The following is a 13245-nucleotide window of genomic DNA, read 5'->3' as shown; positions in this document are numbered from 1 at the left end:
ACTACTTTTCATTTGCTCCGCTTTGCATTAGGATCAAGACATCTTAAGCCAATAAGTCGATTTATGTTACTAAGGCTGTTACTTACTTCAATTTGTCTACTTTGTTTTTCAGTGCAAGCTGTGGAAATTCAAAATCTTTATCAAAGTAGCGTCCAAGTCAAAGATAAATCACGCCAAGCTCGTATTGAAGCAGGGCAAGATGCATTAACACGCGTAATTAAAAAGCTCACAGGGGTGGATAACACCCAAAGCCACAAGCTCGTTCGTCAAGCACTCAGAGACTATAGTGAATATTTGACAAAGTACGAATATGTTGAAAACAGTGAAGGCGAATTGAAAGCCAGTTTTCTGTTCGACGAAACGAAAATGAACCAATTGGTTCGTGATGCAAATTGGCCATTTTGGGGGAATCGACGCCCTCAAATCGTGTTATGGATGGTAATTGAAGATAATCAAACGAGAGAATTTGTTACACGCGAAAGCTATCCACAATTAGAACGCCTCATTTACGATAAAGCGACAGAGTGGGGTTTACCTATTTTGGTGCCTCTATTAGATCTTCAAGATCGGCTGCAAGTGGGTGTCCCCGAAGTCTGGGCTAATTTCTCCGAGCCAGTTGAAAACGCCTCAAAACGTTACGGTGCTGAACGCGTTATTACCGCTCGGATTTTCCAGCAACCAGCCAGCAGTAGTTGGATGCTGGAATGGCGTTACACTGATGCACTTTACTTTGAACCACAACAGTTAGTCGGCGATAAGCAAGTAATTATCAGCCAAATGGTTGAAAATTTAGCGCATTCATTGCTTGAAGAATTTTCTATTAGTAATTCCAGTATCGCAGAGCTTAAAACAGACACCATCACAATTAGAAACTTAAGAAACTTTAAGGATATAGAGCTTGCGAAACGAAGATTACAGTCAATCAGTTCAATCAAAGATGTAGACATTTTTTCTCGTTCAGAAGGGACGGTTGAATTTGTCGTTCAACATGTAAGCAACGTGGTGGATCTCAAAAAAGCGTTGTCACTAGAACAGGCTTTGTCAATTTACGTTGATCCTAACGCCTTTTATCATGTTGAAAACGACAAAAATCTTACGTATGAATGGGTGGGTAAGTAATGGAACCAATGCAAATGGCACTGCCTGTTACTTTGCCTGATGATGAAACGTTTTCATCGTATTTTGGCGGTGAACAATCATTAGAAGTAACACATTTAAAATCCGCTTTTGCGAAAAGAGAAGCACAGTTTCAATTTACCTACCTTTGTGGACTCGCAGATTCAGGAAAATCGCATCTGCTCTACGCGACTTGTGTTTATGCTCAGGAGCTTGGCTTATCCACGATGTTGCTGTCACTCCGGGAAGTTCTGCATTACGGCCCTGAGATGTTGGACGGACTTGATGGGTTGGATGTCGTGTGTATTGATGACATGCAGCTGGTGGCGGGTAATGAAAGTTGGGAAAAAGCACTATTCAATTTTTATAATCGTTTCAACGAGCCAGGAAAGCTTCTCGTTGTGGCTGCCGACTTGCTCCCCAATATGCTTAACTTGTTCTTACCCGATTTAGAATCACGTTTAACGTGGGGAACGACGTTCCAAATCCGCTCGATGAGTGATGACGATAAGGCCGAAGCGCTAGTTAAGCGTGCTAAAATGCGAGGACTAGAATTAAGTGACGATTGCTCACGTTTTCTGTTGACTCGCTTGAGTCGAGACATGCGCGCATTACTGGATGTTTTGGACAAACTTGACCATGCGTCCATGGCGGCTCAACGAAAATTGACGATTCCTTTCATTAAATCCACTTTAGGCTTGTAATCAATTTAAATAATCTGCAAATACAAGCCTATGGCTATGGCACAACCCCTTCAAATTCAGTTATCATTAGTGTTTATTTATCGGCAAACTCTTTTTTAAAAGATCAGGTTTAGAATGAACTTAGAGAGCATTTTAGCGCAAGCTTTGGCTGCGATTGAAGCAGCGAGCGAAATTGCGCATCTAGAAGACGCTAGGGTTAAATACCTAGGTAAAAAAGGTGAAATCACAGAACAGTTAAAAACGCTTGGTAGCCTTGCGCCAGAAGAGCGTAAAGAAGCAGGTCAAGTGATTAACCAAGCGAAGGAACAAGTACAAAACGCAATCAATACGAAACGCGAAGCATTGACTGCTGCTGCTCTTGAAGCAAAATTGGCAGCGGAAACAATCGACGTGACGTTACCTGGTCGAGTAATGCCAGCGGGTGGCATTCACCCTGTTACTCGTACAATTGAGCGTATTGAATCATTTTTTACTGAGCTTGGCTTTGCCGTTAAATCTGGTCCAGAAGTAGAAGACGATTTCCATAACTTTGATGCACTGAATATTCCTGAACATCACCCAGCTCGTGCTGATCACGATACATTCTATTTCAATCCTAAACTTGTTTTACGTACGCAAACAAGTGGCGTTCAAATCCGTACAATGGAAACTGAGCAACCACCACTGCGTATTATTTCTCCTGGTCGCGTTTATCGTAATGATTACGACCAAACTCACACGCCAATGTTCCATCAAGTAGAAGGCTTGATGGTAGACAAAAATGTGAGCTTCACTGAACTTAAAGGAATTCTTCACGATTTCCTGCGTAACTTCTTTGAAGAAGACATGGAAATTCGTTTCCGTCCATCTTATTTCCCATTCACTGAGCCATCTGCCGAAGTGGACGTAATGGGCAAAAATGGTAAATGGTTAGAAGTACTGGGTTGTGGCATGGTTCATCCAAACGTACTGCGCTCAGTAGGCATCGATCCTGAAGTATACACCGGCTTTGCATTTGGTATGGGTGTAGAACGTTTGACGATGCTTCGCTATGGCGTAACTGATCTTCGTGCGTTTTTCGAAAACGATTTGAAATTCCTAAACCAATTCAGATAAGAGTGACGTAAACAATGAAATTTAGTGAAAAGTGGTTACGCGAGTGGGTTAACCCAGCAATTGATACCAATGCTTTATCTGAACAACTATCAATGGCAGGTCTAGAAGTTGACGGTTTAGACCCTGTTGCGGGTGAATTCTCTGGCGTCGTGATTGGTGAAGTGGTTGAATGTGGCCAACACCCAGACGCTGACAAGTTACGTGTAACAAAAGTAAATGTTGGTGGCGACGAGCTTCTAGACATCGTTTGTGGTGCGGCAAACTGTCGTCAAGGCCTTAAAGTGGTCGTTGCGACTGTTGGTGCTGTATTACCAGGTGATTTCAAAATCAAAAAAGCGAAGTTGCGTGGACAACCATCAAACGGGATGCTTTGCGCATTTGCTGAACTTGGCATGGCGGATAATTCTGACGGCATTATTGAGTTGCCTGCCGATGCGCCAATCGGTCAAGATATTCGCGAGTATTTCGGTTTAAACGACGTGACTATCGACGTAGACCTAACACCTAACCGCAGTGATTGCTTGGGTATTAAAGGTCTTGCGCGCGAAGTGGGCGTATTGAATGGTATCGACGTTAAAACATTAGATATTCCAGCGGTTACACCAACGATTGAAGATTCAATCTCAATTGAACTGGTTAATCCAGCGTCTTGCCCTCGTTACTTAGGTCGTGTGGTAAAAGGTATTAACCTAGATGCTGTTACTCCATTTTGGATGGTTGAAAAACTTCGTCGCTCAGGTATTCGTAGCATCGATCCAGTCGTTGACGTGACGAACTATGTATTACTTGAACTAGGTCACCCAATGCATGCGTTTGATTTAAACGCAATCGAAGGTGGTATTAAAGTTCGAAATGCAAATGAAGGCGAAGAACTCATTTTACTTGACGGCAATACCGCAAAACTGAAATCTTCGACACTAGTAATTGCGGACCACAATAAAGCACTTGCTATTGCGGGTATTTTTGGTGGCGAAGCGTCAGGCGTAAAAGAGGGCACCGTAGACGTGCTTCTAGAAAGCGCGTTTTTCAATCCATTGGCGATTGCTGGTCAAGCACGCGGTTATGGTCTTCATACGGATGCGTCGCACCGTTATGAGCGTGGTGTCGATTATCAACTACAACGTGATGCAATGGAACGTGCTACAGCACTTCTAATTGAAATTGCCGGCGGTCAACCAGGCCCTGTGGTTGAAGCTGTTTCTGACGCGGATCTGCCAAAACCAGTCGCAGTGACATTGCGTCGTGAGCGTTTAGACCGTGTGATAGGCTATCACATTGAAGATGCAAAAGTGACCGATATCCTAACTCGCTTAGGCTTAGATGTGACATTTGAACATGGCACGTGGAGCGCACTAGCTCCTAGCTACCGTTTTGATATCAGCATTGAAGAAGACCTAATTGAAGAAGTGGCCCGAGTCTTTGGTTACAACAACATTCCAAATGTTGCGCCAACGGCCTCACTGAACATGACGAAACACCAGGAAGCGCATTTAAGTGTGAAAACACTTCGTCATGCACTGGTTGGTCGTGGCTACCAAGAAGCAATTACATATAGTTTCGTTGACCCGAAAGTGCAATCATTGTTGCACCCAGAGTCTGACGCTTTAGTGTTGCCGCATCCAATTTCGGTAGAGATGTCTGCGATGCGTGTCAGTCTAATGCCTGGTCTAGTAAATGCTGTTGTTTATAACCAAAACCGCCAGCAAGGCCGTATCCGCCTATTCGAGCAAGGATTAAAATTCCTTAAAAACGAAAACGCGGAAAATGGTGTCGAGCAAGTTGCAGTTATCGGTGGTATTGCATTCGGTAATACGCATAATGAACATTGGTCGGTTCCATCGCGCAATGTTGACTTCTTTGATGTCAAAGGTGACGTTGAGGCGCTACTTGCGCTCACAAACAAAGCGAATCAGTTTACGTTTAAAGCTGAGGCATGTGATGGACTACATCCAGGTCAATCTGCAGCAATCTATCTAGATGACAAAAAAGTAGGCTACTTAGGTGCGATTCATCCACAGTTGTTAAAAGGCTTGGATCTTAACCAAACAGCTTATGTTTTTGAAATTGAAGTAGATGCATTATCGCTTCGTCACATCCCAGAAGCAGAAAAACTGTCAAAATTCCCATCAAATCGTCGAGATATTGCTATTTTAGTTGCAGATGACGTAAAAATAGGCGATATTTTAAAGTGCATTGAGAAAGTTGGCGGAAATCAATTAGTTGACCTAAACTTGTTCGATGTGTACAAGGGTAAAGGTATTGAGCCTGACTTTAAGAGTTTAGCCATTGCCCTTACACTACAAGCAGTTGATAGAACACTCGAAGAGAAAGACATCAATCTGGTTGTTGACAACGTGGTGGCCGAATTGGCTAAACAATTTAACGCATCGTTGAGGGACTAGATATGGCGCTTACTAAAGCCGACATAGCTGAACACCTATTTGAAAAGTTGGGGATTAATAAGAAGGATGCCAAAGACTTAGTTGAAGCGTTTTTTGAAGAAATCCGCTCAGCGCTAGAGAAGGGCGAGCAAGTCAAGCTCTCTGGCTTTGGTAATTTTGATCTCCGTGACAAAAAAGAGCGACCAGGGCGCAACCCAAAAACGGGTGAAGACATACCAATCTCTGCTCGTCGCGTAGTCACGTTCAGACCAGGACAAAAGCTGAAGACTCGAGTAGAAGTCGGTACCAGCAAACAGTAATAAAAAAGGCAGCTTAGCTGCCTTTTTTATTGTTTTTAAATACCGCGAGGGGAGATAAATCGACCTTCGCGTACACTATCAAACGTTTTTTGAGCAAGCTCATCAAGCGGCGTTAAATCTTTGCCTTGACTTGTTAATTCGTGTTTGATTGGTAACATCTCGATATCTTCTACGCCAGAGAGCTGCGCAATTTTCGCGAAGGTATAGGCATGTTTATACTTGTGCTGTTTGAAAAATAAACTCACTAAGGTGGTGTACACTTCTGGCGAAGGAACTTCGCCTGCCTTATTTAATTCAAGTACGTTGTAAAGCAAGTCAATGGTTTTATCTTCATCGATTTTTGCATAAAACGTCGCTAAGAAGAGCTGCATTTCCTTGTCTTTTTTTACACGTGGCGAGTCTTCCATTTTAAGCAATTTAGTCAAGGCGTGTTCATCATTCTGACGAGACCAATGGAAATACAATATACCCGGGTGTTCGGTTTCTTTGGTTTCTTGATATATACGATACATTTCCTTTTGTGCTGTTAAATGCCCTTCGACTCGAGAGGTGGTTTTTTCTTTTAATTTGATGTGTTCTATTTGAGCCGCGAGTGAGACACATTTGTCGTACTTTTCTAATTTTTTGAGCAAATCGTATTTGTTGTCTTCTGTGGGGGTTTTGAACTCGTCGTATCGAGAAAAGATCAAATCTGCTCGTTCTTCCTTACAGTGACTATCAGTATTAAGATCCCGACACATTGCGGGCGTTGATTCACAAATACTGTTTAATGTAAGGGGTTCTTCACAGCCAGTTAGCAGCAAACAGCCGAAAATTGCGGCTTTTTTTATCGACATTTCAATACCTCAAATAAAACTCACACTTTATTCTAACGTAAGCTTTTCAGATGTAACAGTGGAGAATCGTGCCAGTTTCCATTAAAATACCGCTGCCTTACCGAAAGCGAGTAGGGCTATCCGTTCAAAGTAAATTGTTTATTAGGCAAATAACATGACCTTATCTCACGAGCAACAATACCAAAATAGTTGGCAAGAACGCCAAGACTACGCTGAAAGCATGCTACCAATCATTGGTCGTTTATATCGTAACAATGGCATTGAAGTCGCCATTTACGGTCGTCCGCTTGTTAGTGCAAGTGCAATTGACGTAATTAAGGCACACAAAACAGTCGCGCGTTTTGAAGAGAGTAAATTACGTTTACGTGAAAGCTTCCCGTTTTTAGAAGCAATCACCAAAATGGATCTTGCACCTGCGCGTATCGATATTGGCAAATTAGCTTATGCTTATATCTATAAAAATGCAGGCGAAGGGCGTTCAGTCGAAGACTATTTGAATGCAGAACTTGCTGAATTATTGAATAAAGACGAATCACGTAAACCGCGTGATGTTGTGCTTTATGGTTTTGGTCGTATCGGTCGTCTGCTAGCTCGTTTGTTAATTGAACGTGGCGGAGCACATGCAGATCTTCGCTTACGCGCGATTGTTGTTCGTGGCGGCCGTGATGGTGACCTCGAGAAGCGTGCTAGTCTGTTACGTCGTGATTCAATCCATGGTCCATTCAATGGCTCTATTACGGTAGATAACGAGCTTAATGCTATTAAAGCAAACGGTGCGTATATCCAGGTGATCTATGCAAATTCACCTGACGAAATCGATTACACACAATACGGTATCGAAAACGCGCTTATCGTTGATAACACTGGTATTTGGAAAGACGAAGCTGGCCTTGGACTTCATCTGAAATCAAAAGGCGCGTCTAAAGTACTTTTAACGGCACCAGCTAAAGGTGACATCAAAAACATCGTATACGGCGTTAATAACGCGGCAATTTTGTCTGAAGATAAAATTGTTTCAGCAGCAAGCTGTACAACGAATGCGATTACACCAGTGTTGAAAGCGATTAACGACAAGTTTGGTATCAAAAACGGCCACGTTGAGACGGTTCACTCATACACAAATGACCAAAACTTAATTGATAACTACCACAAAGCTGACCGCCGCGGTCGTGCAGCGGCGTTAAACATGGTTATTACAGAAACGGGTGCTGCAAAAGCAGTAGCGAAAGCGCTTCCTGAGCTTGCAGGCAAATTAACGGGCAATGCTATCCGTGTTCCTACACCAAATGTTTCAATGGCAATTATCAATTTGAATTTGAATACTGCAACGTCACGTGAGGAGCTAAATGAGTACCTACGTGATACAGCGTTACATTCGAATCTACGAGATCAAATCGATTACACTGCATCAACCGAAATAGTGTCTAGTGACCTTGTTGGTAGCCGTTATGCGGGCGTTGTTGACTCTCAAGCGACTATTGTAGATGCAGACCGTGTGGTTCTTTACGTATGGTACGATAATGAGTTTGGTTACAGCTGTCAGGTTGTGCGCGTAATGCACGACATGGCCGAGGTATCATTCCCGAGCCTACCTCGCTAAGTAATTTGTCTCAAAAAGCCAGCAACCGCTGGCTTTTTTGCTTTTTAGAGGTTTTTGATTTTTACCAGCTGTGGTACGCTTTCCGCGTTTAGATACATACAGCTAACAACGTATAACAATTTACTCCAGTCGCGGAAATGGAGTGCAGGGTTTTTAAATGAAAATTACGAGTAATTTCGACAGCGGAAATATCAAAGTACTTGCATTAAGCGAGCCTAAAGATATCCAACTAGAGATTAATGCAGATAACGGCTCTGAGTTTTTTCAGTGGTTCCATTTTCGATTAGAATCGACGCCTTTTGTGGAACACAGTCTACATATCAATGGGTTAGAAAAGTCAGCTTACCCTGAAGGATGGGACGATTATCATGCGGTTGCGTCCTATGACCGCCAAACTTGGTTCAGAATACCCAGTACATTTAGTGATGGGACATTAAAAATTGATGTTGAACCGGAACACAAACAAATGTACTTCGCTTATTTCGCGCCGTATAGCTACGAAAGACATCTTGATTTGTTGGCATTCGCACAAAGTCATGATGGGGTCGATATCGAAGTATTAGGTGAAACGTTAGATGGACGTGACATGACAGTGGTGCGTGTCGGTGAACCGGATGCTGAGAAAAAGACGATTTGGGTAGTTGGTCGTCAACATCCAGGTGAGACAATGGCCGAATGGTTTATCGAAGGTCTGCTACACAAGTTGTTAGATGATGAAGATCCGCACGTCGCGGCCTTACTTCAAAAAGCCGTATTTTACATCGTGCCGAACATGAATCCAGATGGTAGTGTTCGAGGTCATTTACGTACAAACGCAATTGGTGTGAATTTGAACCGTGAGTGGCAAACGCCGTCGCTTGAACAAAGCCCAGAAGTTTTCCATGTATTAAACAAAATGCATGAAACGGGACTTGATATGTTCCTTGATATTCATGGTGATGAAGCTCTGCCGTACAACTTTGTAGCTGGCAGTGAAGGCATTCCAAGCTACGATGCTCGTCTAGAGTCTTTGGAAAATCGGTTTAAATCAGCTCTATTGACCATTACGCCTGAATTCCAAGACGAATTTGGTTATCCAAAAGATGAACCGGGTCAAGCAAATATGACAGTTGCATCATGTGCAGTTGGAGAGGCCTTTAATGCGCTATCCTACACGGTCGAAATGCCGTTTAAAGATAACGCAAATCTGCCAGACCAATATTATGGTTGGTCTGACCGTCGATCGTATCAATTTGGTCAGGATATGCTGGCTGCTATCGTGGCGGTAGTAGACCATTTAAGATAATAATTAAAAACAATAAGCAACACGAGAGTGTTGCTTTTTTGCGTTAATAATAAGAGGAAAAATCGTGGACGCATTCGGTCGTTTTTTGGATCACTTAGATGGTCTTTTGGGGGGAGCAGCTTGGTTTCCATACGTATTATTGGGTGTAGGTTTATTTTTCACTATCTACCTTAAATTCCCGCAGATCCGATACTTTAGACATGCCATCCGTGTGGTATCGGGGAAATACGACAAAAAAGGTCACGAAGGTGACACTACGCATTTCCAAGCTTTATCAACCGCTCTATCGGGTACTGTTGGGACAGGAAACATCGGTGGTGTTGCACTCGCTATTTCAATCGGTGGGCCGGCGGCACTGTTCTGGATGTGGATGACCGCATTTTTTGGTATGACGACGAAGTTCGTTGAGGTAACGCTTTCGCATAAATACCGAGTAAAAACAGATGACGGTTCTATGGCGGGCGGTCCTATGTATTACATGGACAGACGCTTAAACATGAAATGGTTGGCTATCTTATTTGCGATTGCGACAGTTATTTCTTCGTTCGGTACAGGTAGCTTGCCGCAAATCAATAACATTGCTCAAGGTATGGAAGCCACTTTTGGCATTGCACCAATGGCGACAGGTGCAGTACTTTCTGTGCTTCTCGCGCTTGTGATTCTCGGTGGTATTAAGCGCATAGCGGCGATAACATCTCGCGTTGTTCCGCTGATGGCCGCAATTTATATTATTGGTGCGCTTGGCGTAATTCTGTATAACTTCGACAACATCGTGCCTTCATTTTTGTCAGTGTTTACCGACGCATTTACAGGCTCTGCTGCTGCGGGTGGTTTCCTTGGCGCTTCTTTCGCTTACGCATTTAACCGTGGTGTTAACCGTGGATTGTTTTCTAACGAAGCGGGCCAAGGTTCAGCACCTATTGCGCACGCGTCAGCCAAGGCAGATGAGCCAGTATCCGAGGGCATGGTGTCTATTTTAGAGCCTTTCATTGATACCATTATTATCTGTACTCTAACAGGATTGGTTATTCTATCGTCTGGTGTATGGACTGAAAAATTCGAAACGCACTTTGAACGTTCGTCCATGGTTATTGTTAAGGGCAATTATAACGAGCAAAATGAGCAAGACCGTCAATCACTTTATAACTATCTAAATGGTAAACCGAGTGATGTTACACCTTATTCGGGAGACATCAATGTCATCCAAGGTAAGGCTGTAAATAAAGATTTTACAATCATTCACTCTCGTTCAGTGGGTGAGGACATTCGGTTCGGCATTACAGAGCGCCACGTTTATACGGGTGTGGTGTCGATTAAGGATGGTTTACCCACTGATCCAAGCATCAGCATTAAAGGGAAATCACTTGTCCATTCAGCGGAATTGACAACCAAAGCGTTCCAACGTGGTTTCTTTGGTGATAGTGGGCAGTACATCGTTTCGATAGGCCTGCTTTTATTTGCATTCTCTACGGCGATTGCATGGTCGTACTACGGTGACCGCGCCATGATTTATCTTCTCGGTAGTCGTTCTGTAATGCCATACCGTGTATTTTATGTTGCAGGCTTTTTCTGGGCATCATTTGCAGATACAACGCTTGTTTGGAAACTTGCAGCAGTTGCTATTGTGGTCATGACATTACCTAACTTATTCGGCATCGTACTGCTACGCAAGGAGATGAAAGAAGCCATCGATGACTACTGGGTCAAATTCAAAAAAGACAATGAGTCTTAAAACAAGTACAATATAGGCGCCCGAGAGGCGCCTCTTCTTTTTTGGCTGCCCAATACTTTGGAGTGATGTATGGCAATAGTACAATGCCCTAGCTGTAGCAATTCAATTTCGAGCAAACACCCAACGTGTCCACATTGTAAAACAGCGATCCATGATTTAGATGAAGAACAATTGCATCGTTTAGCGGTTAAGAGTCGAGTAAAAAAACAGCAAAAGATCCTAAATCAATCATTCATTGCATTGATCTTATTTCTCGGTGGATTCTTATATCTGTATAATCAACACCCAGTGAAAGGCAGCATTGAATACAATGCTTGCATTGGTGTTATCGCCGTGAGCTGTCTTTGGTATCTTGTTAATCGAGCGATTTTGGTTTACCTAAAAAAGAAAAATTGAAATGAACGTTGATAGTCTAGTTAAAAGTATAACCCCAGAAATATTTGAACGGTTGCAGTATGGTGCTGCGACGGGTAAGTGGCCAGACGGCACAGCTCTTTCTGAAGCGCAAAAAGAACAGACCGTACAGTTAGTCATGCTATATCAAGCTAAGATCGCGAAAAGTAATGAACAATTTACCATTAATGAAAATGGTGAAATGGTTCAAAAATCAAAGCGCGAATTACAAAAAGAATTCAGTCAAGACAGCGAAATCGCTAGGTTTAGTGAAAATGATCTTTAAACATTTATTTACACCAAAATGGAAACATCCAAAGCTTCAGGTACGTGTTGAAGCATTAAGTAAGCTCGACGTTGAAAAAGACTCAGCAATTTTGACGACAATGGCAAAAGAAGACTCCGCGCCTGAAATTCGTCGTCAAGCACTTGCTAAATTAAATAGTTTAGGCCTTTGGTGGCACGCGTTCAAACAAGACCAAGCACTAAAAGACGTAGCAGAGCAACAAATTGCTACCGCGGTCGTAAACGACAATTTAGAAACACAGCTTCGTGAAGAATACATCGAAAAGCACGCACCGAATAAGTTATTGGAAAAGCTCGCTTTGACAGACAACGATAGCTCGTTGCGTCTAAAGTTGCTGAAACGCCTTAGTGATAGCTCGCTTATCGAAAAAGCGTTCAAAGAAAGTGAAGAAACGCTTCAAAATGACTTGCTTCAATTAATTGAACAACACCAGCTTTTAAAAAGTGCTTTAAAGCACGCTAAAGGTTCGGTTCAGACGAAAATTGAGTCACGTTTATCTGAGCTAAAATTGGCAGAGGAAATGCCTGAAAAAGTTCAACAAGAAACTAAATTGGTATTAGCGAAACTCAATCATCTTCGTGAAAAGAACGACTGGGTGTCGGTGAACGGGGAATTCGATTCACTCGTTGCGCAGTGGTCAGGAATCGAGATGCAATGGTTAACGGAAGTTCAACAAGAAGAACTTTCTACAAAATATGCATCAATAACCGAAAAAACAGAGCGTCATTTAGAGCGTCTACGTGAAGTATTTGATGTTGAACAAGCCAAAATAAAGGCTCAACAGGCAAAATCAGAGTTTCAGTTAAACGTAAATGCTCGCTTTGAAGACTTAAAGCAACGTACGAATGCCGTTTTGCAAGATCTTGATGATAAAGCAGTGGATACCTTGGTAAATGAAATGCTTTCACTTCAAGGTGATATTGAATCTAGTGATTACCGTTCAGAATCTCGTATTGAAGAGACAGCGAAAGCGCTCATCGTGTTTAGAGAAAAACTGGCTAATTTACCCGCAATAGCGCAAAACGCGAAACAGGCTAAGTTGGCATTAGACGCGTTAGCTAAAGTGGAACCTCCGCTTAACGTTGAACAGTTGGATTCCCAACTCGCTGAATTTGATGCGTTATGCCGTACAGCAAAAGATGCGATTAAATTGGTGCCAAGGGAATTTCAAACAGGCTTGCAAAAAACGTTTAAATCGATTGTGCAGGCGTTTAATCAAGCTCATGAAGTATTATCTAACGAGCAAAAAGATAAGCAGCAAACAGCGCGCAAGAAAGCTTTTGATACTAAAAGATTAATTGAAAACGGCCGTTTTAATGTAGCTTTTGGCGTGTTTAAAGGTTTCCTTTCTGAATATGAAGGTTTAACTACTTATTACCAAACACCACTTAATACGCTAAAAGAAGAGCCTCACGGAAAAATTACAAGATCTGCAAGATTGGCAAAAATACGCGACAGAGCCAAAACGTGATTCTA

General features: G+C 42.6%; 12 protein-coding genes. 11 read left to right on the top strand and 1 reads right to left on the bottom strand.

Annotated features, from left to right (window positions below; genetic code table 11):
• The first annotated feature begins 120 nt into the window (after nt 1-120).
• The 5 genes from J5O05_RS02420 to ihfA all read left to right on the top strand — a co-directional run bounded on the left by J5O05_RS02420 (nt 121) and on the right by ihfA (nt 5616).
• On the top strand, nt 121-1119 hold the full coding sequence (locus J5O05_RS02420; RefSeq protein ID WP_244369743.1) for a DUF2066 domain-containing protein: 999 nt from the start codon (nt 121-123) through the stop codon (nt 1117-1119).
• Nucleotides 1119-1820 carry a DnaA regulatory inactivator Hda gene (hda, locus tag J5O05_RS02415; protein ID WP_208843449.1) on the top strand — a complete coding sequence of 234 codons (702 nt, stop codon included), beginning with the start codon at nt 1119-1121 and terminating at the stop codon, nt 1818-1820. Before J5O05_RS02420 ends, hda begins: the two co-directional genes overlap by 1 nt.
• A gap of 114 nt (nt 1821-1934) precedes the next feature.
• Nucleotides 1935-2915: a phenylalanine--tRNA ligase subunit alpha gene (gene pheS, locus J5O05_RS02410; protein ID WP_208843448.1), complete on the top strand. Its 981-nt coding sequence runs from the start codon at nt 1935-1937 to the stop codon at nt 2913-2915.
• 14 nt (nt 2916-2929) lie between these two features.
• Nucleotides 2930-5317: a phenylalanine--tRNA ligase subunit beta gene (gene pheT / locus J5O05_RS02405; protein ID WP_208843447.1), complete on the top strand. Its 2388-nt coding sequence runs from the start codon at nt 2930-2932 to the stop codon at nt 5315-5317.
• Between the two features lie 2 nt (nt 5318-5319).
• Nucleotides 5320-5616, top strand: a complete 297-nt coding sequence (gene ihfA, locus J5O05_RS02400; protein WP_005494451.1) for an integration host factor subunit alpha — start codon at nt 5320-5322, stop codon at nt 5614-5616.
• A gap of 35 nt (nt 5617-5651) precedes the next feature.
• Here the strand turns inward: ihfA and J5O05_RS02395 are convergent, their stop codons facing one another.
• Complete coding sequence (locus tag J5O05_RS02395; protein ID WP_208843446.1) at nt 5652-6452, bottom strand: DUF2989 domain-containing protein; 801 nt, start codon at nt 6450-6452, stop codon at nt 5652-5654.
• A 154-nt stretch (nt 6453-6606) separates the two neighbouring features.
• On the opposite strand from J5O05_RS02395, the gene J5O05_RS02390 reads away from it, so the two are divergent.
• The 6 genes from J5O05_RS02390 (at nt 6607) to J5O05_RS02365 (ending at nt 13240) form a co-directional block, all read left to right on the top strand.
• The gene (locus tag J5O05_RS02390) at nt 6607-8052 is read left to right on the top strand and encodes a glyceraldehyde-3-phosphate dehydrogenase (RefSeq protein WP_208843445.1); all 1446 of its coding nucleotides are present in this window, start codon (nt 6607-6609) and stop codon (nt 8050-8052) included.
• 157 nt (nt 8053-8209) lie between these two features.
• Nucleotides 8210-9337, top strand: coding sequence for a M14 family metallopeptidase (locus J5O05_RS02385; RefSeq protein ID WP_208843444.1), 1128 nt, complete (start codon nt 8210-8212; stop codon nt 9335-9337).
• Nucleotides 9338-9401: 64 nt separating this feature from the next.
• Nucleotides 9402-11069, top strand: a complete 1668-nt coding sequence (locus tag J5O05_RS02380; RefSeq protein ID WP_208843443.1) for an alanine/glycine:cation symporter family protein — start codon at nt 9402-9404, stop codon at nt 11067-11069.
• Between the two features lie 69 nt (nt 11070-11138).
• A complete protein-coding gene (locus tag J5O05_RS02375; RefSeq protein WP_208843442.1) occupies nt 11139-11465 on the top strand; it encodes a hypothetical protein in 327 nt (108 codons plus the stop codon).
• Between the two features lies 1 nt (nt 11466).
• Complete coding sequence (locus tag J5O05_RS02370) at nt 11467-11748, top strand: YeaC family protein (RefSeq protein ID WP_208843441.1); 282 nt, start codon at nt 11467-11469, stop codon at nt 11746-11748.
• Complete coding sequence (locus J5O05_RS02365; protein ID WP_208843440.1) at nt 11738-13240, top strand: hypothetical protein; 1503 nt, start codon at nt 11738-11740, stop codon at nt 13238-13240. The genes J5O05_RS02370 and J5O05_RS02365 overlap by 11 nt, the downstream gene beginning before the upstream one ends.
• The last annotated feature ends 5 nt before the right edge of the window (nt 13241-13245 follow it).

It is taken from the genome of Pseudoalteromonas xiamenensis, assembly GCF_017638925.1.
Taxonomy (GTDB): Bacteria; Pseudomonadota; Gammaproteobacteria; order Enterobacterales; family Alteromonadaceae; genus Pseudoalteromonas; species Pseudoalteromonas xiamenensis.
The sequence above is the reverse complement of the archived record's forward strand: the minus strand, read 5'-3'. Positions and strand labels throughout refer to the sequence as shown.

Coding starts and splice junctions, on each gene's coding strand:
- hda (WP_208843449.1), top strand. CDS start 1,119: ATGGAACCAATGCAAATGGCACTGCCTGTTACTTTGCCTGATGATGAA.
- pheS (WP_208843448.1), top strand. CDS start 1,935: ATGAACTTAGAGAGCATTTTAGCGCAAGCTTTGGCTGCGATTGAAGCA.
- pheT (WP_208843447.1), top strand. CDS start 2,930: ATGAAATTTAGTGAAAAGTGGTTACGCGAGTGGGTTAACCCAGCAATT.
- ihfA (WP_005494451.1), top strand. CDS start 5,320: ATGGCGCTTACTAAAGCCGACATAGCTGAACACCTATTTGAAAAGTTG.
- J5O05_RS02395 (WP_208843446.1), bottom strand. CDS start 6,452: ATGTCGATAAAAAAAGCCGCAATTTTCGGCTGTTTGCTGCTAACTGGC.
- J5O05_RS02390 (WP_208843445.1), top strand. CDS start 6,607: ATGACCTTATCTCACGAGCAACAATACCAAAATAGTTGGCAAGAACGC.
- J5O05_RS02385 (WP_208843444.1), top strand. CDS start 8,210: ATGAAAATTACGAGTAATTTCGACAGCGGAAATATCAAAGTACTTGCA.
- J5O05_RS02375 (WP_208843442.1), top strand. CDS start 11,139: ATGGCAATAGTACAATGCCCTAGCTGTAGCAATTCAATTTCGAGCAAA.
- J5O05_RS02370 (WP_208843441.1), top strand. CDS start 11,467: ATGAACGTTGATAGTCTAGTTAAAAGTATAACCCCAGAAATATTTGAA.
- J5O05_RS02365 (WP_208843440.1), top strand. CDS start 11,738: ATGATCTTTAAACATTTATTTACACCAAAATGGAAACATCCAAAGCTT.